The organism is Dyadobacter sp. OTU695, assembly GCF_038440355.1.
In the GTDB taxonomy this organism is placed as follows: domain Bacteria; phylum Bacteroidota; class Bacteroidia; order Cytophagales; family Spirosomataceae; genus Dyadobacter.
Genome location: NZ_JASATN010000003.1, coordinates 325,757 through 347,081 on the forward strand (window position 1 = coordinate 325,757; position 21,325 = coordinate 347,081).

General features: G+C 49.7%; 16 protein-coding genes. 7 read left to right on the plus strand and 9 right to left on the minus strand.

Annotated features, from left to right (window positions below):
- Window positions 1-11: 11 nt before the first annotated feature.
- The 4 genes from AAHB90_RS09480 to ettA form a co-directional block, all read right to left on the minus strand.
- Window positions 12-608: an LOG family protein gene (locus AAHB90_RS09480; protein WP_342084692.1), complete on the minus strand. Its 597-nt coding sequence runs from the start codon at window positions 606-608 to the stop codon at window positions 12-14.
- Window positions 609-649: 41 nt separating this feature from the next.
- Complete coding sequence (locus tag AAHB90_RS09485; protein WP_342084693.1) at window positions 650-2,032, minus strand: UDP-N-acetylmuramate--L-alanine ligase; 1,383 nt, start codon at window positions 2,030-2,032, stop codon at window positions 650-652.
- Window positions 2,033-2,104: 72 nt separating this feature from the next.
- Window positions 2,105-4,372 (minus strand): T9SS type A sorting domain-containing protein, encoded by a 2,268-nt coding sequence (locus AAHB90_RS09490; RefSeq protein ID WP_342084694.1) that lies wholly within the window; start codon window positions 4,370-4,372, stop codon window positions 2,105-2,107.
- Window positions 4,373-4,721: 349 nt separating this feature from the next.
- Window positions 4,722-6,389 carry an energy-dependent translational throttle protein EttA gene (gene ettA / locus AAHB90_RS09495; RefSeq protein WP_342084695.1) on the minus strand — a complete coding sequence of 556 codons (1,668 nt, stop codon included), beginning with the start codon at window positions 6,387-6,389 and terminating at the stop codon, window positions 4,722-4,724.
- Between the two features lie 72 nt (window positions 6,390-6,461).
- Between ettA and AAHB90_RS09500 the strand changes: the two genes are divergently transcribed.
- Window positions 6,462-7,742 carry a DUF349 domain-containing protein gene (locus tag AAHB90_RS09500; RefSeq protein WP_342084696.1) on the plus strand — a complete coding sequence of 427 codons (1,281 nt, stop codon included), beginning with the start codon at window positions 6,462-6,464 and terminating at the stop codon, window positions 7,740-7,742.
- A 35-nt stretch (window positions 7,743-7,777) separates the two neighbouring features.
- Here AAHB90_RS09500 and AAHB90_RS09505 read toward each other — a convergent pair whose 3' ends face one another.
- Entirely contained in the window at window positions 7,778-8,800 is a 1,023-nt protein-coding gene (locus tag AAHB90_RS09505; protein ID WP_342084697.1) for a LacI family DNA-binding transcriptional regulator, read from the minus strand.
- Window positions 8,801-9,081: 281 nt separating this feature from the next.
- On the opposite strand from AAHB90_RS09505, the gene AAHB90_RS09510 reads away from it, so the two are divergent.
- The 6 genes from AAHB90_RS09510 to AAHB90_RS09535 all read left to right on the plus strand — a co-directional run bounded on the left by AAHB90_RS09510 (window position 9,082) and on the right by AAHB90_RS09535 (window position 15,170).
- Window positions 9,082-9,693 (plus strand): RNA polymerase sigma-70 factor, encoded by a 612-nt coding sequence (locus AAHB90_RS09510; protein ID WP_090375449.1) that lies wholly within the window; start codon window positions 9,082-9,084, stop codon window positions 9,691-9,693.
- Between the two features lie 179 nt (window positions 9,694-9,872).
- Entirely contained in the window at window positions 9,873-11,060 is a 1,188-nt protein-coding gene (gene uxuA / locus AAHB90_RS09515; protein ID WP_342084698.1) for a mannonate dehydratase, read from the plus strand.
- A gap of 17 nt (window positions 11,061-11,077) precedes the next feature.
- Window positions 11,078-12,505: a glucuronate isomerase gene (gene uxaC / locus AAHB90_RS09520; protein WP_342084699.1), complete on the plus strand. Its 1,428-nt coding sequence runs from the start codon at window positions 11,078-11,080 to the stop codon at window positions 12,503-12,505.
- A 152-nt stretch (window positions 12,506-12,657) separates the two neighbouring features.
- On the plus strand, window positions 12,658-13,653 hold the full coding sequence (locus AAHB90_RS09525) for a sugar kinase (RefSeq protein ID WP_342084701.1): 996 nt from the start codon (window positions 12,658-12,660) through the stop codon (window positions 13,651-13,653).
- A 17-nt stretch (window positions 13,654-13,670) separates the two neighbouring features.
- The gene (locus AAHB90_RS09530; protein ID WP_342084702.1) at window positions 13,671-14,336 is read left to right on the plus strand and encodes a bifunctional 4-hydroxy-2-oxoglutarate aldolase/2-dehydro-3-deoxy-phosphogluconate aldolase; all 666 of its coding nucleotides are present in this window, start codon (window positions 13,671-13,673) and stop codon (window positions 14,334-14,336) included.
- A 114-nt stretch (window positions 14,337-14,450) separates the two neighbouring features.
- Window positions 14,451-15,170 (plus strand): DUF3784 domain-containing protein, encoded by a 720-nt coding sequence (locus AAHB90_RS09535; RefSeq protein WP_342084703.1) that lies wholly within the window; start codon window positions 14,451-14,453, stop codon window positions 15,168-15,170.
- Here the strand turns inward: AAHB90_RS09535 and AAHB90_RS09540 are convergent.
- From AAHB90_RS09540 to rseP, 4 genes are all read right to left on the minus strand, one after another.
- On the minus strand, window positions 15,148-16,638 hold the full coding sequence (locus AAHB90_RS09540) for a tagaturonate reductase (protein ID WP_342084705.1): 1,491 nt from the start codon (window positions 16,636-16,638) through the stop codon (window positions 15,148-15,150). The two genes, AAHB90_RS09535 and AAHB90_RS09540, sit on opposite strands and share 23 nt — an antisense overlap.
- 110 nt (window positions 16,639-16,748) lie before the next feature.
- Window positions 16,749-19,265 (minus strand): endopeptidase La, encoded by a 2,517-nt coding sequence (gene lon, locus AAHB90_RS09545; RefSeq protein WP_342084706.1) that lies wholly within the window; start codon window positions 19,263-19,265, stop codon window positions 16,749-16,751.
- A 135-nt stretch (window positions 19,266-19,400) separates the two neighbouring features.
- Window positions 19,401-19,961 carry a DUF6702 family protein gene (locus tag AAHB90_RS09550; RefSeq protein WP_342084707.1) on the minus strand — a complete coding sequence of 187 codons (561 nt, stop codon included), beginning with the start codon at window positions 19,959-19,961 and terminating at the stop codon, window positions 19,401-19,403.
- A complete protein-coding gene (rseP, locus tag AAHB90_RS09555) occupies window positions 19,961-21,295 on the minus strand; it encodes an RIP metalloprotease RseP (protein WP_342084708.1) in 1,335 nt (444 codons plus the stop codon). Before rseP ends, AAHB90_RS09550 begins: the two co-directional genes overlap by 1 nt.
- Window positions 21,296-21,325 lie beyond the last annotated feature (30 nt).

Genomic DNA, 21,325 nt, shown 5'->3' on the forward strand with positions numbered 1-21,325 from the left:
TGGCAGAATGGCTAGTTTTTATCTACATACAACGACCCGTCCAACGGCTTATTTTCCGCGTTTTGCAAACGGAAGGCATCCATTTTTTCAAGGAGCGTTGCAGGATCTTCTGCTACTACCAAAAGCGCGCGGTTATCGGGCCTTAAAAAGCCTTCCTCCACCATTTTATCGAGTTGCAGAAGCAAAAGGTCGTAAAATCCGTTGACGTTCAAAAGCCCGACTGGTCCATGGAATATACGAAGCTGCGCCCAGGTCAGTATTTCGAAAAGCTCGTCGAAAGTACCATAACCTCCGGGCAATGCAATAACGCCGTCGGTCATCGATACCATTTTGGCTTTGCGTTCGTGCATTGTTTCCACAAAATGCAGCTCCGACAATGTTTTATGTGCCACCTCCAGCTTGGCCAGGAAGTTCGGGATAATGCCTGTAACGAATCCGGCATTGTCCATGGCACCATCGGCCACACGGCCCATGAGGCCCATATTGCCGCCACCGTAAATAAGTTTGATATTCCGCTTTGCCAACGCCGCGCCCAATTGGTAGGCGGCTTCGGCATAGAGCGCTTTCTTTCCGGGGTTTGAACCGCAGTAGACAACTATGGATTGCATCGGATGAATGGATTTTATGATTGAGGGCAGGGATCGGCAGGTTATGCCAAAATATCCGCAGCCAGTTTTTTCAGGTCAAGATCGCCGAATGTGCCGGAACTCATCAGCAATAAATTCGCGTCTTGCCAGGTCAACGATTTTAAGAATGCTTCCAATTCCGACGAGCTGGTAAATACTTTCAGATCATCGCGCTTGAATGCCGTTCTGATATCTTCTTCCGAAAGGCTTTCGAGTCGCTTGTGTTCCACTGTCGCCGGATTAAAGTAGACAATCGCTACATCCGCAGCTTTCAGTTTGCGGCGGTACTGCGACAAGAACCCTTTGTTCAGACTGCTGAATGTGTGAAGCTCGGCGCAGGCCACCAGCGTTCTTTCCGGAAACTGTTCTTTCAAAGCGCTGGTAGTAGCCTCCACTTTGGAAGGGGCATGGGCGAAATCGCGGTACACATTCACTGTTTCATTGGTACCCAGCAGTTCCAGCCTTTTCGACGCCCCTTTGAATGTGCGGATCGCCTCGTAGAATTCCTCGTCCGTTACACCCAGGCGCTCGCATACTTCACGCGCGCCGCTGATATTTTTCATGTTGTGGTTTCCGAAAACAAGGATAGGGACCTCGCCCTGTTCGGCGGTAATTAATATCGTCCTGTTATCTTCAATCCGGTGCGGATGTACGTTGTAGGGTATACTGGCAACGTCGGGTCGTCCTTTTTGGCCGATTACATCGAGCATGTCGTCCGTCTCATCGAAGATGATCGCCCCGGCTTTTGGCAGCGAATCGGCGAGCAGCTCAAATTGCTTTACGTACGATTCCCACGTTGGGAAAACGTTAAAATGGTCCCAGGCAATGCCGCTGATCAATGCAATATGCGGCTGATAATGAATGAATTTCGGCGTAGGGTCGATAGGTGAAGTGAAGTATTCGTCCCCTTCTATCACGATCAGCGGCGCATTTTCGGAAAGCTTCACCATATTGTCGAAGCCCTCGATCTGCGCGCCGACCAGGTAATTGAAATTTCTTTTATTGTATTTCAAAACATGGAGGATCATCGAAGTAATGGTCGTTTTTCCATGACTTCCGGCAATGACCACCCGTTGTTTGTTCTGGCTCTGTTCAAAAATGTATTCGGGGTACGAATACACCTTGATACCCAGTTCTTTCGCTTTGGCCAGTTCAGGATTGTCCTGCCTTGCGTGCATGCCCAGGATTACCGCTTCCAGGTCGGAAGTGATTTTTTCCGGAAACCATCCCGTCATGGGTGGAAGCAGGTCGTATTGTGCGAGCCGGCTCGACGATGGTTCATAGATCTCATCGTCGGATCCCGTCACCACGAACCCTTTTAAATGTAGTTCGATGGCCAGATTGTGCATGACACTACCACCAATCGAAATGAAATGTATTTTATGCAAAGATGAAGATTGACTCATTGACAATTCAAGAAAACTGATTCCGTTCGAAAGTTAGCAAGAATTGGCCTTCGGGCAAATCCCGCCCGTATCCTATTTCCCGGCTTCCTTAACGAACTTGACATTTTCATGCACGCCATTGTCCCTTACAAGCCCGATTATATACGAGCCGGAAGCCAGGCGCTGGATATCGATCTCCTGTTGCGGCTTCTCCGAACTGTAAACCGTCTGGCCGGTGGTATTCACTATTTTGACGGTTCTGATGTTTTTCCAGTTATCCGCGGAGATTATGATTTTTTCGCTGGCCGGGTTTGGGTAAATGCTTACCGTTGCGGTCGCTGGAAAATGAAGGCTTACGATCCTGCTGTAAGAGAATGTCCGGTCGCGGTCGATCATTTTTAGCCGGTACAGATTTTCGCCGGGCAATGGGTTTCTGTCGGTGAAATTGTATCGGGTTACCGCGTTCAATACGTCCCCCGCTGCGGCCACGGAACCTATCCGTACCCATTTTTTGCCATCGGTGCCCCGCTCGATGTCGAACCGTTCGCTATTTACTTCTTCGGACGTAGACCAGGCAAGTTGGGCTTGTTGATCTTCTTTTACGGCAGTAAAATTGATCAGCTTCACGGGCAATGCACGCGTCACAGGGACGACTTTGGATGACGTTTTGGCGCCGCACCCGCTCCGTATGGATCTGACGGAATAGTTGTAGTCGCCCGGTGTGCCAGGGGCATTGAATGTGATCGAACTGCCGGTCAGGTTATTGGCCCCTTCGCCGCTCCATACAAAGTTGGCCGTGTTGCATTCTGCTCCCTGACAGTTGGCGCTGAGGGTAACAGATGCTCCGATGACGGGTTTGCCGGGGGAGTTGCTGACATTTATGGAAAATGAGCAAGGCAGGTAATTGTCACCGTCCCAGAGATTTTCCCAGTAACCTGTATCTGTCATTCCGATGGACACGGGCCGAAGATCGGTTTGCCCGAAGTTCTGGCCACCGATCTGGTTCCACTTCTCAAAAAGGAAAGTTCCTGTGAAAACATTCGGGAAAATATTGGTGGTAACCGCTTCTGCGCGTGCGGGCGGCTGGTACGTCGGCGTCACATATTGCTCGCGGCATAATGCGAGTGTGGGCGCTAGCTGCTGCATTTCAATATCGTTATAATGCATGGCAATGTGCACGTAGTCGGCGCCATGCTTGTACGCCCTTGGAAACCATTCGTAGGGGATACCGCCATTGATCCCCGAACCGCCATCAGGCTGGGCGAGGTCTATCGGGTCGAACTCGACGCCGGCTATTTTGTTCGGGTAAGTGCCCTTAATGACGTCAATTCCCATTATTTTTTTCCAAATGTCCCATTGGTTGGTGCCATCAGTATGGTAAATGCCGTCCGATAATTCCAAGGCGAGCAGGAGCGTACTGCTGTGCAAATGCCAGTTGTTGCCTTGCACGGAACCAAAATCGGATATGAAATGCAGTACTTTGATGGAGGAATTGCGGTTTTTAACGGTTTGATAAAAACCTTTAAAGAGTTTCAGCAATCCCCATCCCGCGAAGCGATGCAGGTCGCGGCCTATTTCCGAATTGTAATTGCCATCGGTGGGTTGCGGAGCCGATGCGATGGGGTAGGAATTACGGCCCCAGGTGACACTGGTTTGTCCCGGGAACCTCGCCGGAAGAAACTTCGTACGCCAGGCCTCCAGTGCTTTGGCTTCAAACATGCCGGCATAGTTTACCGAATTGACCGTTTTGTTAGGCATGTAAAATTCTTCCGATCCGTTATTGCCCATTGCCACATACAAGATCCTCGAAGAATAGGCCTGGACCTGCGCAAGTGCGTCGTCCACAAAAGCAAGAAAGCGGCCGGTGGCATACTCCGAGTACACCGATGGGTAAGTATGCGCGACCGCTTCACGCAAAAGCGAGCCTGTGGAAAGTTGGGCAACGTCGGTCACCGAAAGAAAGCTGTCGTTCCAGTAGCCCGGGCGGAGGTAGGAGAAATGAAGCGCTACTTTCATGTTCGGGTTAATATCCAGAATAGCCTTCACCGCCTGGGCGATTTTTGTACGCTGGTAGTTGCCTGGGGTGGGCTCGTAATGCTCCCATTGCACATGGAGCCTGATCGCCGTCGGACTGGCATCCTTTCCATTGTATTTAAGGTTCGCAAATTTCAGGATGTATTGCCATTGCTCGGTGTTGATCCCGTTGGGGGCCGTCCGGTCGAACCCGTAACCTGTTGTGTTTAGGATCAGCTCGCGCTGGGCCAGAGCCAGATTGGGGCCGCAGAGAAGCAGGGCAAGAAAAAATGCGGTGGTTAATAAACGTGCGTAAATAGATGAAAGCGACAGACCTTTGAAGCGCATAAAATTTTTGCTCGTGGGCGGTTACAGGTTTTCAGGCTTTTAAAATGGTACTAATTATTCCTACAATGGATATAGAAATTTATGGAGTGTCAGGTAGCCGCCGGGAGGATACAGCTTTCTGCAAATCCAATTGAGATTCAGGTTGAAATAGAGGATTTTTAAGCCAGGAGGGCCATTGGTTCAGCGTATTTATTTTAATGAACTTGATAAAGGATGGTTTGAATAGGGTTGAAAGGTAGAATATTAAAACTTTATTTCAAGAAAAATTGAAAATAAATTCTACAAGCAGTCACAAAAAAACGCTCACCTGTGTAGATGAGCGCTCATGACGGTCGAATTTTGAGGACAATTATGCCAGCTTCTTATATTTAATCCGCGTGGGAGTTGCGTCGTTGCCCAGTCTTTTGCGGCGGTTTTCCTCGTACTCGGAGAAGTTTCCTTCAAACCAGTAAACCTGTGAATCTCCTTCGAAGGCCAGAATGTGCGTTGCGACGCGGTCGAGGAACCAGCGGTCGTGGGAGATGATCACCGCGCAGCCCGCAAAGTTCTCAAGACCTTCCTCCAATGCCCGAAGCGTGTTGATGTCCAGGTCGTTGGTAGGCTCATCGAGCAGCAACAGGTTACCGCCTTCCTTCAATGTCATGGCAAGGTGTACGCGGTTACGTTCACCCCCTGAAAGCGTTCCTACCTTCTTTTCCTGATCGCCTCCGCCGAAGTTGAACCGGCTCACATATGCACGCGCGTTCGCCTGCTTGCCTGCGAGCATGATCCAGTCGTTGCCGTCGGAAACGCTCTGGTATACGGTTTTGTTCGGGTCGAGGTTATCATGTTCCTGATCTACGTAGGCGAGCTGCACTGTTTCACCTACGTCGAAATGGCCTGTCAGTGGTTTCAACTGGCCGGTAATGAGTTTGAACAAAGTCGTTTTACCCGCACCGTTTGGCCCGATAATGCCTACAATGCCGTTTGGAGGTAATGAGAAGCTGAGGTTTTCGTAAAGCAACCTGTCGCCGAAACCCATTGATACATTATGCGCTTCGATAACCTTGTTACCCAGCCTCGGGCCCGACGGGATGAAGATTTCCAGTTTTTCCTCTTTCTCCCGGCCTTCCTCGCTGAGCAGTTTCTCATAAGCACCCAACCTCGCCTTGGATTTGGCCTGGCGTGCTTTTGGCGCCAGACGTACCCATTCCAGCTCGCGTTGCAGTGTTTTCTGACGTTTCGACTCGGTCTTTTCTTCTTTTTTCAGGCGCTCCTGCTTCTGTTCGAGCCAGGAAGTGTAGTTTCCTTTCCAGGGAATACCCTCGCCGCGGTCGAGTTCGAGGATCCAGCCGGCTACGTTGTCGAGGAAGTACCGGTCGTGGGTCACGGCGATTACCGTTCCTTTATATTGTCTTAAATGTTCTTCGAGCCACAATACCGACTCTGCATCGAGGTGGTTGGTCGGCTCATCGAGCAAAAGAACGTCGGGCTGGCGCAGCAGGAGGCGGCACAACGCGACCCTGCGTTTCTCACCACCCGAAAGTGTGGATATCAATGTATCCGACGGCGGGCAGCGTAAAGCGTCCATCGCGATTTCCAGCCGGTTGTCGAGATTCCAGGCGTCCGAAGCGTCCAGTTTTTCCTGAACTTCGCCTTGTCTTGCCAGCAATTTATCGAAATCAGCGTCTTCCGCACCGAAGGCTTCGTTGATCTCGTCGAATTCTTTCAATAAATTTACAATTTCTTGTACACCTTCTTCTACAACTTCGCGAACGGTCTTGTTCGGGTCCAGTTTCGGTTCCTGTTCGAGCATTCCGACGGAGTATCCGGGGGAGAAAACTACCTCACCCTGAATGTCTTTATCGATACCGGCGATGACCCGGAGAAGTGTCGATTTCCCGGAGCCGTTCAGACCGAGGACGCCTATTTTGGCGCCGTAGAAAAAGGATAAATAAATGTTTTTAATAATATGTCTGTTGGGAGGAATGATTTTGTTAACCCCCGACATTGAGAAAATAATGGTTTCGTTACTCATTTTTTGTTTAATTTGTGCGTAACAAATATCGTTATATATCCCTACACTTAGCAGATAAAAAAAATTGAAAGAATGGAAAATGCCACATTGAATGATGAATACGGCTACGTTAAGGACAGCAAAGTATTTTTAAAGGGGTATCTGGATTTCCCCGACCGGCAAATTGGAGAAGTAAAAAGGACTGAGCAGGAAGCGATCGATTATTTTAAAAATCGTTTTAACATTGTCCTGAACAAAGTAGAACAGCTGGAACGTGAAATTGATGAAGCACTTAATAAGGGTTCTTATCTTACCAAACTGATCCAGTTGCAGCGCAAGTTGAAAGGTTTCGATGCATTGGGCGATTTTGTGCCTTTGCTGAGAAGGCTGGAAGAGAAAGAAGAATACCTGAAAGGCCTTATCGAAGTCAACCAGCTCAAAAACCTGGAAATCAAACGTGCGCTGATCGAGGATGTGAAAGTTGCAGCAGCTGTCGCCGATTACGCTGCCGCCACGGACCAGATTCAGGAAATTAAAGCCAAATGGATCCGTACCGGGCCGGTCGACAAGGAATATCAGGAAGAAATAGAAACCACATTCCAGCAAATCCTGGATGATTTCTTCCAGCGCCGCCGTGATTATTTCGATGAGCAAAACAAGCTCAACCAGGCGCGTATCGAAGAATACGAGCGTTTGATCAAAATCACCAAAACGCTTAGCTATTCGAGAGATCTCGACGATGCTTATCAGAAGGCAAGGGATGTGCGCAATGCATGGAATAATGTAGGCGAGGTTCCTCCGAAACGCTTTTTCAAAGTCAACAAAGCGTATCGTCACTTCCTTAAATTATTCTACGACAAATATAATGCTGCCAAAGGCATCGAGCCGAAAGTACGTGTCGACCCGCGTATCGTGGAGCAACAGAAGCTGTTGGCACAGGCCGAAACACTTTTGAAATCGCCCGATATCATCGAGGCATCACAAGAGGCAAAGGCCCTGCTTAGCAAATGGAAGGAGATCAAGATCCCGTTCAAGCTTGCCGACAAGGAGCTGGCCGAAAGGTTCCGGATGGTTTGCGACAAGATATTCGAGTTGAGCTACCTGGCACGTGTTATCAGTCGTAAATATCCTGCTTTCGATCTGAAAAGCCCTGAGGAACAGCTTCGCACCAAATACCGCGAGCTCGAATGGCTTACCAAACGCGAGAAAAGCGATCTGGAATTCGCGCAGCTGGAGTTTGACCGCACCGCCACGGGCGATCCCGAAGTGGACAAGCAGGCCGTCGGCCGGATCAATATCCAGAAACGTAAGGTCCAGATGAAAGAGCGTATCCTCGTTGAATTTGAAAGAAAATTGAAGGCTATTACCGGGTAACGCTTACCGGGTAACGCTTACCGGGTAACGCTTACCTATTGCCTCATAGACGACTTATTAATCACCAAATTAGATTGCAATACCCTGGTCTCGAATTCGACCGGGGTATTTTTGCTTTCAATAAGGTCCAGTAACAAGGATGCGGCCTGCTGGCCCATTTCGAATGAGGGCTGCGTTACCGAACTCACCGGCGGATCAAGGAGCGACGACATCGCCAGATCGCAGAAACCTACCACCGCCACGTCGTCGGGCATTCTGTACCCGAGCTGCCGCAGCGCCGAATGAATACCCATTGTAATGCGGTCGCTCGCCCCGAAAATGGCATCCGGGCGCTCGCGCAGGGCCATGAGCTGGTAGGTACGCTCGGTCCCGCCCGCCTGCGTGATTTCGCTGTGCAATACCCATTCTTCCTGAAACTCGATGCCGTGCTTCCGCAATGCATCTTTGTATCCTTCCAAACGAAAGCGGGTAATGGACACCGGTTTCGGACCGGCAATGTGCGCAATGCGCTTGCACCCTCTTTTGATCAGATGCTCCGTAGCGTCGAAGGCGCCCCTGTAATCATCAACCCTCACTTTATGAGAGTTCATAGCGTCGCTTACACGGTCAAAAAAGACAACCGGAATGCCCTGTTCCTGCAAAGATGCAAAATGATCGATGTTTTCGGACTGACTTGAAATCGCGACCACCAGGCCGTCGACCCGCCGCGAGGCAATGTGCCGGGTAGCCGAGCGCTCCCGTTCCAGCAGTTCGTGACTTTGATAGATCATCGTATGGTACCCGCGGCTGTACGCAATGTCCTCCACCCCGCCGATGGCCGATGAGTAAAAGCGGTTGGCAATGTCGGGTACAATGACGCCGATCGTTTGCGTCCGGTTTTTAAGCAGGCTGATTGCAATCGGGTTGGGATAGTAGTTGAGCTGTTCGGCGAGGTCTATCACCTTTTGCTTGGTTTCTTCACTGATTTCGCTGCTGTCGCGTAATGCCCGCGACACAGTCGATTTGGAAATGCCGAGTTGCCTTGCAATCTCTTTGATGGTAATAGAAACCTTTTTCATTGGGCTGTATAAGAATAGTACAATCGTGCTAAAAAATCCCGGAAATACACCAGTGGCCATTGTTGCACAAACTTGCTGATGTCCGCACAAAGTTCCGGGAAAAATTGCGGGAATGGGAACGGTTCCGGGAACGGTTGCGTAAATTTATTGCTTTTTTTCAAGATTTATTTTTGTGTATCAGCGAACGAGTGTTTAAACTAGGTAAATCATCGACGAAGACAAGGGGCTAAATACCACTACAATTCCAGGAAATTTTCTATAATTAACCTAGCTCAGTTTACATGGAGACAAACTCATTTGCCAGTACATTACCATCAGCCTGTTCTCAGAAAAGTATACTGGAAACCCTGTTTGGCAGAGTGGTGACTAACGGTGATTATAATGCGTTCCGCGAGTTATTTACACGTCATTACCGTTCGCTGTGCAACTATGCCATGCGTGTGGTGGTAACGCGGGAAATAGCCGAGGAAGTGGTATCCGATGTATTTGTGAAACTTTGGAAAAATCGTGAGCAGATTGAAGTGCATACTTCATTTCAGGCTTACATTTACAGGGCTGTGCGTAACCAGGCGCTGGATTACCTGAAACTGCGTATCCATCGTCAGAATGAGCGGGATTCGCTGGAATCGGTGCAGTGGAACATGAGCCACGCCGACCATTTTTCGCCCGCCGAAGAGCTGTCGTACAACGAATTTTATTCGCATATAGAAGATTGCATTCAGGCATTGCCGCGCCAGTGCCAGCTCATTTTCCGCCTCAGCCGGGAAGAAGGCCTCCGCTATCGCGACATCGCAGAGCGTCTCGAGATTTCCGTCAAAACCGTGGAAACACAAATGAGCAGGGCGTTGAAAGTGCTTCGAGAGAGGGTGCCGGAGCATAGGTTGGTAGCGTAAGGGCTGTAAGCTTTAAGCAGTAGGCTATAAGCTATAAGCAATAAGGCTATGAGCTTTTAAAGTCTGTTTGAATGAATTAATGAAAAGTTAAACCTAATCCGGGCCGTAGGCTGTAAGCTATAAGCTTTATGCGATTAGCAATAGGCTTATAGCTTAAAGCCTACGGTCTAAAACAAACAATGGCATTAGAACAAACCTGGCGTTGGTTTGGGCCTAACGATCCTGTTTCGTTGCAGGACATTCGTCAGGCCGGGGCAACCGGAATCGTAACCGCATTACATCATATTCCTAATGGAGAAGTTTGGGAAGTAGCAGAAATTCAGGCGCGTAAGCAATTGATCGAAGACGCCGGCCTCACGTGGTCGGTCGTGGAAAGTGTGCCTGTGCACGAGTCGATCAAGACCCGTTCCGGTGATTTTGAAAAACATATCCTTCATTACCAGCAGTCGCTTCGTAACCTTGGGCAATGCGGTATTGATACCGTCTGCTACAATTTTATGCCCATTCTCGACTGGACGCGCACCGATCTGGACGCGCCGATGAAAGATGGCTCCACAGGGTTGCGGTTCGATGCGACGCAGTTCGCGGCATTTGATCTTTATCTTTTAGAAAGGCCGGAAGCGGAGGATTTGTATACCGATGAACAGAAAAGGGCTGCCAAAATATGGCTCGAAACGGCGTCGGAGCAGGAGAAGCAGAAACTCGTCCGTAATATCATCGCCGGACTGCCAGGTTCGGAAGAGAGTTTTACCGTTGAAGAATTCAGAAAGGTTTTAAAAACCTACGAGCATATCGGTGATTTCGAGCTGCGCACGCATTTGTACCAGTTCATCCAGGCCATCGGGCCGGTTGCGGAAGAGGCGGGGATCAGACTGGCGATCCATCCCGACGATCCTCCTTACCCGATCCTGGGCTTACCACGTGTGGTAAGTACTGAAAATGATGCGGAAATGCTGCTGAAAGCATATGACAGGCAGGCCAACGGCATTTGTTTTTGTACCGGATCATATGGCGTGCGGCCGGATAACGATCTGGCAGGAATGGTCGACAGGCTGGGCAGCAGGATCCATTTTATCCACCTGCGCGCTACCAAGCGCGAGCACGACGGCAGCTTTTACGAAGCCGACCACCTGGATGGCGACGTGGATATGTACGGGGTCATGCGCTCGTTGGTGTTGGAGCAGAAAAGGCGGGAAAATGAAGGTAGAACTGATTTGAGAATGCCTTTCCGTCCTGATCATGGCCATCGCATGCTCGATGATTTGTCGGCAACGAAGCGGACGAACCCGGGATACACGGCCATTGGGCGTCTTCGTGGGCTTGCGGAGCTGCGCGGGCTGGAATACGGGATTGAAAGAAGTTTGTGATTGTAACACGAAAAAGAATGGAAACGATTAGCACCGCAGTACAAAAGACCTTCATTTCCGAAGATTTCCTCCTCCGTTCGGAAACCGCGCGTATCCTTTACCATGATTATGCGAAGGAAATGCCGATCATCGACTACCACTGCCATCTTCCTCCCGATCAGATCGCGGAAGACAAGCAGTTTGAAAACCTGACGCAGATCTGGCTTTACGGCGATCATTACAAGTGGCGGGCCATGCGCGCGAATGGCATTAATGAAAGGTATTGCACCGGTGACGCGAGCGATTGGGAGAAGTTCGAACAATGGGCGGCTACGGTACCTTATACCATGCGGAACCCGCTTTACCACTGGACGCACCTCGAACTGCTCCGTTACTTCAACATTGATATACTGTTAAATAAACATACGGCCCGCGAGATTTACGAAGAATGTTCGGCCAAGCTGCGCCAACCCGATTACTCGGTGAAGAGCCTGCTTAACCGTATGAATGTAAAGGTGATCTGCACGACGGATGATCCGACGGACTCTCTCAATTACCACAGCGCGATCAGTGACAGCGGTTTCGATATCCGTGTCCTGCCGACATTCCGGCCGGATAAGGCAATGCTGCTAATCGATTCGCCCGACGATTTTAAACAATATCTGGCTAAACTTTCGCAGGCATCCGGCGTTGGCGAAATTACCTCTTACGAAGCGTTGCTGGCTGCATTGCAGAACCGTCACGATTTCTTCGCGTCGATGGGAGGGCGGCTGTCGGATCATGGTTTGGAGCATATTTATGCAGAATTTGATGAAAATGCGGCCCGAGAGGCATTTGCGGCTGCATTGAGAGGCGAGAGAGCTTCCGCAAGTCAGGCACTGGCGTTCAAATCGGTGCTCTTGTATGATATGGCTAAGATGGACCATGCCAAAGGCTGGACGCAGCAGTTCCACCTGGGCGCGCTGCGTAATAACAACGAACGTATGCTCCGCGAGCTTGGCCCCGACACCGGATGGGATTCGATTGGCGATTACAGCCAGGCACAGGCGCTTTCGAAGTTTTTGAACAAACTCGATTCGACCGACCAGCTGGCAAAAACGATTTTGTATAACCTCAATCCGGCTGATAATGAGGTGTTGGCTACGATGACCGGGAATTATAATGACGGCACTGTTGCAGGTAAAATGCAATTCGGTTCGGGCTGGTGGTTCCTCGATCAGAAGGATGGTATGGAGCGGCAAATGAATGCGCTTTCGAATATGGGCCTTTTGAGCCGGTTCGTAGGTATGCTCACCGATTCACGAAGCTTCCTTTCGTACCCGCGCCATGAATATTTCCGCCGCATTCTGTGTAACCTCATTGGTCAGGACGTTGAAAACGGCGAGTTGCCTAACGACATTCAGTGGCTGGGAAAGATGGTGGAAGGAATCAGCTACAACAACGCCAACAAATATTTTGGTTTTTGAGTAAAACCCGAATTTAAATACACTCATAATTGAATAGCCCAGACATTTTGTTGTGGGCTATTTTAATGTTAATACTTAATTTTGGCTCGTAATCATTTTTCAATGGCCCGTCAGGGAGTTCATTCTTTGGCAAACGGGCAATAGTTTAAAATATGGCTCAGATAGTATCCTTTGGGGAAGTCCTTATGCGGCTTTCCACTCCTGGTTTTTCCCGTTTTGAACAAGCCCGTCAATTGAATGTAACTTATGCCGGTGGCGAAGCAAATGTTTCGACAGCCCTGGCCTATTGGGGACACAGCACGGCGCATGTTACCCGCTTCCCTGACTCGCCTATCGGACGCGCTGCGGCTCAGTACCTGCATTTTCATGGCGTTGATACGTCCCACATCATTTTTGGTGGTCCGAGAATGGCCGTCTATTTCCTCGAAACCGGCGCTGCGATGCGCGGCAGCCAGATCGTGTACGACCGTGCCAATTCATCCCTGGCGACAATCGATCCGAAGGAACTGGATTGGGATAATATCCTGAAAGATGCCAAATGGTTTCACTGGGCGGGCATTACCCCTGCATTATCGCAGGAAGCGGCAGACGCATTGCTCGACGGCATTAAAGCCGCCCGCAAGCGCAACATTACCGTTTCCGGCGACATCTTCTACCGTGCCAATCTGTGGAAATACGGCAAGAAACCATCCGATATCCTTCCCGAACTGACGGCCGGAACCGACGTTGTCATTGCCAACAGCATTAATATCAAGGAGATTTTTGACATTGACGGAAACGATTTTGTCGAATCCTGCGTCAATTTACAGAAGGCTTTCCCGCAGGTGAAAACCGTGGTGGATACCAAACGGACATCGATCAGCGCGTCGCATAACCTGCTGAGGGCGTTTCTGTGGAACGGCAAAGAGCTGCTGGAAACGGAAGATATCGAAATCAACCCGATCATCGACCGCGTAGGCGGCGGCGATGCTTTCATCGCAGGGCTTATTCACGGCTTAATTACATTCGACGACCAGCAGAAGGCGCTGGAATTCGGGGTAGCGGCATCCGCATTAAAACATACCATCGAAGGTGACGCATTGATCTCGACGGTCGCCGAGGTGGAAGCCATTCGTCAGGGGGAGACTTCGGGAAGAATCAAACGCTAGTAATCTGGCCAACAATCATGGATAAAGAAACAACACTAGTATTATTGAACGAGGTCGGCATTGTGCCACTGTTCTACCATGCCGATATCGAAATTGCCAAAGAGGTGATCAATGCGGCATACCGCGGAGGCGCGCGCGCATTTGAGTTTACGAACCGCGGCGATAATGCTTATAATGTATTTACAGAGCTTTTGGCTTATGTAAAGGAAAGCCTGCCAGGCCTGTCGCTGGGCATCGGCACCATTTATGATGCGGAAACCGCGCAAAAGTTTATCGATGCGGGCACAGATTTCATTGTGACGCCATGCTTAAATCCGGCAGTGGGCCAGGCCTGTGTGAAAGCTGGTATCCCCTGGATCCCGGGCGTTTCTACTCTGACTGAAATCTACAATGCGCAGCAAGCAGGCGCCGAAGTAGTAAAACTGTTTCCGGGCGAGGTAGTAGGCTCCGCATTCGTGCGCGCGATACGCGGGCCTATGCCAAAGGTGAAGATCATGGTAACCGGCGGTGTGCAACCTACCAAAGAAAGCATTAACGAATGGTTCGGTGCGGGTGCATATGCAGTGGGTTTAGGCTCAAATCTCTTTCCTAAGGATGTGGTAGCAGAAGGGAACTATCCCTGGATCGAGCAGAAAGTTGCGGAAAGCATTGCGCTTGTGAAGGAGTTCAGAGCGAATAGCTGATCAACTCAGGAAAATCCCGCAGGCGGATGGATTTAGCGTTCATCCGCCTGAAACGATTTGGCACTTCTTCGGTATAATTTTGTAACTTATAAGGCAATTAGCCCTGACAAAATTATGCTTACCGCCGCTATCATTCTTTCTGTGACCTTTGTCTTGCTGGGTTTTTGTGTGACGCCCGGCAATGCGAAATACCTGCTTTCGGGGTATAATATGATGTCGGAATCCGACCGCGCGAAGATCGATATCGTCTCCTACCTGCGTTTTTTCAACCGCTTTCACATTTTCCTCGGCGTCAGCCTCTTCATAGGTTTCTGGATACTCAACCGCTTTAATGGCAACTGGGCAACCGTTTTCATGGTATTGTATCCATTGCTCGCCTATGTGTATATGGTCGCGAAGGGAAGCAAGTTCTACCGCGGCACCAGCGGTCAACGCTCCGCTACTTACATTGTAATGGCCATTTTGGTTGTGGTGGGCGTGGGCGTCGGCTCCATGTTTTTTGTAAGTATGAAAAACAGCCAGATTTTCCTTACCGCCCGCGAGCTTGAAATCACGGGTGTTTATGGAATGAGGGTCACCCGTGATGAGGTGGTCAGTTTCAGCGTCACCGACAGCTTGCCCGACATTGCCAGCAGGGCCAATGGTTTTGCAGGGGGGGAATTCTCCAAGGGCACATTCAGGACCGATGACGGCAGGAACGTCAAATTGTATATCAATAAAAAATCACATCCTTACCTGCTGATCAAAACAGGAAAGGATGTGATCTATTTCAGTTCCGACGAGATCTCGGCTACCGAGCTCTATAATCAGCTTAAAGCGTGGAAGTCCCCGTAGCGACTGGTTCGGTCATGTAGCCTTTCACAGCGTCCGCAAAACCCGGCAGTAATGTAAGGTCAGTATCCCAAACCGACACATCACTCAAAACCTGCTGAGCCAGATCGACCGGCGAAGCAGCATTCTTCCATTTGTCGTCAAAGTAAGCCGCAGAATCGCAGCGGATCGAATAAGGCTGGCCATCGCGTTCTCCGTAATAGGCATTGTCTTTATGCATCACAGGCTTCATGAATCTCAGAAATGCCGCAAATCCTTTGGCAAATAACGCGGGTACTTCTTCGGATTGCTGATAATGGTTCAGAAGCGTCGGGATGTTACGCATTTTCATCTTGGCCGTGTATTGTACGGTAATGTCGATCAGTTGGTGGCGGATAAACGGATTCCGGAAACGGTCGAGTACCTGGCCTCCGAATTCCTGTGCCTGGGCAGGATCTACGTCGTAAGGTATCGCAGGTGCCAGTTCCTTCAACATGACATCAGCGATAAATTGGGCCGTGTCGGCATTCTCCATGGCTTCGCGGACGGTATCAAGCCCATGCAGGAAAGAAAGCCCTGAGGCCAGCGTGTGGGTGCCGTTCAGCAGTCTCAGTTTCAATTCGCGGAAGAGGTCGATATTGGGTTCAATCACGACGCCTTTGTCGGCTTGCGCAAAGTTCAGTACGTCGCGCACGTGCCGGCCACCTTCGATAGCCCACAGGCGGTAAACCTCGGAAACGATCAGCAGATCGTCGCGAAAGCCTTGCTTTTCGGAAAGCGCCTCCACGGTTTCCGCATCCGGCTTGCCGGGAACAATGCGGTCTACCAGCGAGCTGCAAAAATGGTTATGCTTTTCGAGCCAGTCGATAAAAGGCTCGCCCAGGTCGTGCCGGCGTGCCTGTTCGAGTACAATGGCTTTCAGTTTGGGACCATTGCCGACGATCAGCTCCGTAGGAACGATCACCATCCCTGATTCCGGTGCGCCGTTGAATGCTTGAAAGCGTTCGAACAGATAGGCCGTCAGTTTGCCGGGAAAGGATATAGGCGGATTGGCAAAAATATCGTCGTCGACAAGCTGGATGCCGACTTCCGTAGTATTTGAAATAACAATATTAAGCTGCGAATTATGGGCGCATTCGAGGATATCGGCCCAATCGCTGGATGCTGCCAATGTGCGGCTGATACTGGTGTTGATGACGGTTTCGTCTATCTGCCGGCCGTTTTCGATGCCACGAATGCTATGGGAGAAAATATTCTGCTGTTCCGAAAACGCATCTGTTCCTCCCGTGCTGGTCGATTTCACGACGACGATCCGGCCGTTGAAAATGCCCTGTGCATTAGCTTTGTTTACGAAATAATCGGGCAAGCCGCGCAACAGCACACCCGTGCCGAACTGAATGATTTTTTCAGGCAATGCAAGAAGTTTGCGGTGATCGGGAAGAAGTCCGGGCTGCTGGTCGAGCAGTTGGGAGGAAAGCTGCGGTAACGACATTTTTCGGTAGATAAAAAGGTTTGACAGTATGACGGCGTTTGGAAAGTATAACCCCTAAACAAAAAGAGGCGCCTTTCTGGCACCTCTTTCGTATATTTTATTAGTCTGACCTAAACAGTCATCGTAGCAAATCCGCTTTCCTCTCTTTCTTTCTTTTCTTCGGGGAAAACGAAACTTGTCGGATTATTCACTTTTTCGGGAAGGAGTGCGATACCCAGCACTTCGTCGATCTGATCCACATAATGGAAGGTCAGGTCTTTGATGTAGTTGGCCGGTACTTCTTCCACATCCTTACGGTTTTTCACGCAAAGGATGATCTCCCTCACACCCGCGCGGCGGGCGGCAAGGATCTTTTCTTTCACACCACCTACGGGAAGTACTTTTCCGCGCAATGTGATTTCACCGGTCATTGCGAGAAATGGTCTTACCCGGCGTTGGGTAAATATCGACGCCATGGAAGTGACCATCGTCACACCCGCACTTGGGCCGTCCTTAGGCACCGCGCCCGCGGGCACGTGTACATGGAGGTCGTAATGGTTAAAAATACGGTAATCGATACCCAATCTATCCGCATTGGCTTTAAGGTACGATAATGCCGCGACGGCCGATTCTTTCATTACATCGCCCAGCTGGCCCGATAGCGTCAAACCACCCTTGCCACGGCTGAGGCTTGTTTCGATGAAGAGGATTTCGCCCCCTACCGATGTCCACGCAAGGCCGGTTACCACTCCGGCAAAGTCGTTGTCCTGATACAGGTCCTTATCAAAAATCTCCGCACCCAGGTATTTCTCTACCTGCTCTGCTTTGACGGTCTTAGGATAATCCTGTTCCATCGCTACCGATTTCGCGATTTTGCGGATCACAGTGCCCACTTTCTGTTCAAGGTTACGCACGCCTGATTCGCGGGTGTAGCCTTCGATTACCTTCAGCAATGCCGCGTCGTCGATTTTCACGTCGGTTGCTTTCAGCCCGTGGTCTTTGCGTTGTTTCGGAACGAGGTAACGTTTGGCGATCTGCAATTTCTCTTCGATCGTATAGCCGGTCATTTCAATGATTTCCATCCGGTCGCGCAATGCGGGGTGAATGGTATCGAGCGAGTTGGCAGTGGCTACGAAAAGGACTTTCGAAAGGTCGTATTCTACTTCGAGGTAGTTATCGGTGAATGACGAGTTCTGCTCCGGATCGAGTACTTCCAGCAATGCCGAGGAAGGGTCGCCGCGGTAATCGGAGCTTACCTTATCGATTTCGTCGAGGATGAATACCGGGTTGGCAGAACCTGCTTTTTTGATATTCTGAATGATCTTGCCCGGCATCGCGCCGATGTAAGTCTTCCGGTGCCCGCGGATTTCGGCTTCGTCGTGGACGCCGCCGAGCGCCATACGGATGTATTCGCGGTTCAATGCCTTTGCAATGGATTTGCCCAGCGAGGTTTTACCCACACCCGGAGGGCCATAGAGGCACAGGATCGGTGCTTTCAGGTTACCTTTCAATTTCAGCACCGCCAGGTATTCGATAATGCGCTCTTTTACTTTTTCGAGGCCGAAATGGTCGGTATCAAGGATTTTTTGTGCCCTTACCAAATCGAAATTGTCTTTGGTATATTGGCCCCACGGCAAGTCCACCAGCGTTTCCAGGTAATTCATCGTTACCGGATATTCGGGGGCCATTGGGTTAATACGCTGCAGTTTGGTCAGCTCTTTTTCAAAGTGGCCTTTCACCTGCTCCGTCCATTTTTTCTGGCTGGCTTTCAGGCGGATTTCGTCGAGATCACGTTCGGGGCTGTCCATTCCAAGCTCGTCATGCAAAACTTTAATTTGCTGGCGAAGGAAATAGTCACGTTGCTGTTGGTCGATATCCGAGCTGGCTTTCGTCTGGATTTCCCGTTTCAATTCCAGCATTTCGATCTCGCGCATCATGTATTGCAGCAAAAGCGTGGCTTGTTTGTGCCCATTACGCTCTTCCAGCAACTTCTGTTTGTCGGCAATCTCTACATTGATATTCGATGACAGGAAATGGATCAGAAAGATCGGGCTTTCGATATTATCCAGCGCAATGCGTGCTTCCTGGGGAATTTCCGGGTTCAGGCGCATGATCTTGTGCGCACCGTCGCGAAGTGATTGCAGCAAAGCTTTTGCCTCCTTTTTGGTAGGTCCTACAAATGAATCCTCGATCGGCCGGACTTCGGCGGTCAGATAAGGTTCTTCATTTACAATGGCTTTGATCTCAAAACGCTGGCGTCCCTGAACGATAATCGTAACATTGCCATCGGGCAAAGTGATCATTTTCAGGATTTGTGCGACGGTACCGATGTTGTAAAGATCTTCGGCCGTGGGGTCTTCCTTGTTGGGAATAGCCTGTGTGACGGCACCGAGAATACGCTGATTGATATCGGAATTACGGTATATCTTTTTAACAAGCCGGATGGCTTTCTGGCGCACGACCGTTACTGGAATTACCATTCCGGGAAAGAGCACTGTTTGCCTGATCGGGAGTATTGCTAATTCATTGGGAAGTTCAAAAGGCTCGTCAGAGCCGTCGGGGCCACCAAGAGGAACGATTTCAAGGCTATCCATGTCCGAGTCGGACATCAGCAGCCGGCTATATAGATCAGAAGGTTCAAATTTCATAGGCATTCTGTCAAATTGACAGATAATCTTTTCCCAATATATAAATAATGACTTTCAAAAGAAAGGCATTATAAAACAAAATAGCCGTGCCACTACACATTGTGTCATGCATTTTTATGAGCGGTCACAAACTAATTACAGCAGGTGAGAAGTCTGTCCTTTTTTAAATAAAAGCGTCTTTTTTTCGGATTGGAATTTGACGTTTGTCATATTGACCTGATCGTCAAAAACTTCCATGAGCGTAACGTTCAAAAGCCTGCAGCCGTTCAAAGAGCCCTGAAAAGGGATTTCGAGATAAACCCACGTCGCATCCGTCTCCTGTTCTTTTCCCACATATTTGATAGGGGGATTTTTTTTCTGACTATCTGTCAAAACAAATGATTTACGAATGTATTCTTCAACGAAGCGATCATTTTGATCATTGTCCTTGATTACAAAACGTTGTTTGGAGTGGCTTAGAGACAATGCTTTTTCGAGGTCGTCGGTAAATATCCGGATACTAACCTCATACGACCGGGCGGTCGGATTGTATTGCATTTGTGTAACCGAAACGTGGTAGTCGTGTTTCGGTATGAATGACGTTAGGAGTATTAGGGGGGAAAGGAGGAGGAGGAGGATGGAAGAAAGGGAGAAAGGAAAGAAAAGAATGCTTTTTCCTTCCTCCCTTTCTTCCCTTTCCTCCTTCCTCCCTTTCATTAAAATACCACTTTCCATACGTCGTTGAAAATGGCGAATGCCATCAGGCCCAATAGGAGTACCATACCTACTTTCTGGGCATTTTCAAGGAATTTATCCGAAGGCTTGCGACCTGAGATGATTTCGTAGGAAAGGATCACCGCATGACCGCCATCCAGTGCCGGAATAGGAAGGGCATTCATGAATGCGAGTACCATCGAAAGCAAGCCGGTAAGCGACCAGAAACGGCCCCAGTCCCAAACGCCACCAAACAAACGTGCGATCCCGATCGGGCCGCTCAGCGCTTTGGAAGCGGATACTTCGCCCCGGAATATTTTACCGAAACCTTTGATATTGTTGTACACGACTCCGAAGGCATTTTCCGTACCAATGGCTACCGCTTCGCCGAAAGTATACTTCACAGAGGTGAAATTAAGCAGGATCTCCGGATAGAAGCCCAGCGTTCCGTCTTCCGTTACTGTTACATTCAGCGTTTTCTGTTGCGCGCCGCGTTGCACCACGAGCGCTGTTTGCTTGCCGGCAAGTGTTTCAAGCTGCGCCTGTAATTCATGGAAGAAGTGAATAGGCTTGCCATTGATCGATACGACTTTGTCGCCTGGTTGCAGGCCTGCTTCTTCTGCCGGCATTCCCGGGATCAGCTCGCCGATCTTGAACGGCTGCAAGGGCAGAATGAAATTGCGTTTCTCTTCCGGATCGGAAAGCCTTTCGATGAAGTTGTTAGGGATTTCGATCAGGATTTCCTGGCCGTTGCGGTTTACCGTATAGGAACTGTTGCTGCCGAGGAAAACGTCGGAGCTGAGCAGTTCGTTATAATCTTTGAATGGCTTGCCGTTGACACGGATCACTTTGTCGCCTGTTTTAAGGCCCAGTTCCTGGGCAAGCTCGCCCGCTACAATACCATTTTTGTTAACCTCGTCGATCGAAAGGAATTCCTTTCCGTCATGATAGGCAATGGCGATGAAGATGATAATACCGACGATTACGTTCACGATAATACCGCCAAGCATCACGATTAATCGTTGCCAGGCCGGCTTCGAGCGGAATTCCCACGGTTGCGGCTCCTTGCTCATGGCTTCCGTGTCCATCGATTCGTCGATCATCCCGGAAATTTTCACAAATCCACCAAGCGGGATAGCGCCTATACCATATTCTGTTTCACCTTTCTGAAAACTAAAAATTTTTGGAGGAAAGCCAATAAAGTACTTTTCAACCCTCATACCGAACAATTTCGCGGCGGCCATATGCCCCCACTCATGCAACCCCACCAGGATTGACAGGCCCAGAATAAGCTGCCCTGCCATGATCAATATTTCTAATGCTTTCTGTAATTCCATTCAGGTTTTGTAATCGTTACGGGTTAATTG

What these genes read in the sequence shown, in the direction of transcription:
- AAHB90_RS09480 (WP_342084692.1), bottom strand. Translation starts at nt 608, where the DNA reads ATGCAATCCATAGTTGTCTACTGCGGTTCAAACCCCGGAAAGAAAGCG.
- AAHB90_RS09485 (WP_342084693.1), bottom strand. Translation starts at nt 2,032, where the DNA reads ATGAGTCAATCTTCATCTTTGCATAAAATACATTTCATTTCGATTGGT.
- AAHB90_RS09490 (WP_342084694.1), bottom strand. Translation starts at nt 4,372, where the DNA reads ATGCGCTTCAAAGGTCTGTCGCTTTCATCTATTTACGCACGTTTATTA.
- ettA (WP_342084695.1), bottom strand. Translation starts at nt 6,389, where the DNA reads ATGAGTAACGAAACCATTATTTTCTCAATGTCGGGGGTTAACAAAATC.
- AAHB90_RS09500 (WP_342084696.1), top strand. Translation starts at nt 6,462, where the DNA reads ATGGAAAATGCCACATTGAATGATGAATACGGCTACGTTAAGGACAGC.
- AAHB90_RS09505 (WP_342084697.1), bottom strand. Translation starts at nt 8,800, where the DNA reads ATGAAAAAGGTTTCTATTACCATCAAAGAGATTGCAAGGCAACTCGGC.
- AAHB90_RS09510 (WP_090375449.1), top strand. Translation starts at nt 9,082, where the DNA reads ATGGAGACAAACTCATTTGCCAGTACATTACCATCAGCCTGTTCTCAG.
- uxuA (WP_342084698.1), top strand. Translation starts at nt 9,873, where the DNA reads ATGGCATTAGAACAAACCTGGCGTTGGTTTGGGCCTAACGATCCTGTT.
- uxaC (WP_342084699.1), top strand. Translation starts at nt 11,078, where the DNA reads ATGGAAACGATTAGCACCGCAGTACAAAAGACCTTCATTTCCGAAGAT.
- AAHB90_RS09525 (WP_342084701.1), top strand. Translation starts at nt 12,658, where the DNA reads ATGGCTCAGATAGTATCCTTTGGGGAAGTCCTTATGCGGCTTTCCACT.
- AAHB90_RS09530 (WP_342084702.1), top strand. Translation starts at nt 13,671, where the DNA reads ATGGATAAAGAAACAACACTAGTATTATTGAACGAGGTCGGCATTGTG.
- AAHB90_RS09535 (WP_342084703.1), top strand. Translation starts at nt 14,451, where the DNA reads ATGCTTACCGCCGCTATCATTCTTTCTGTGACCTTTGTCTTGCTGGGT.
- AAHB90_RS09540 (WP_342084705.1), bottom strand. Translation starts at nt 16,638, where the DNA reads ATGTCGTTACCGCAGCTTTCCTCCCAACTGCTCGACCAGCAGCCCGGA.
- lon (WP_342084706.1), bottom strand. Translation starts at nt 19,265, where the DNA reads ATGAAATTTGAACCTTCTGATCTATATAGCCGGCTGCTGATGTCCGAC.
- AAHB90_RS09550 (WP_342084707.1), bottom strand. Translation starts at nt 19,961, where the DNA reads ATGAAAGGGAGGAAGGAGGAAAGGGAAGAAAGGGAGGAAGGAAAAAGC.
- rseP (WP_342084708.1), bottom strand. Translation starts at nt 21,295, where the DNA reads ATGGAATTACAGAAAGCATTAGAAATATTGATCATGGCAGGGCAGCTT.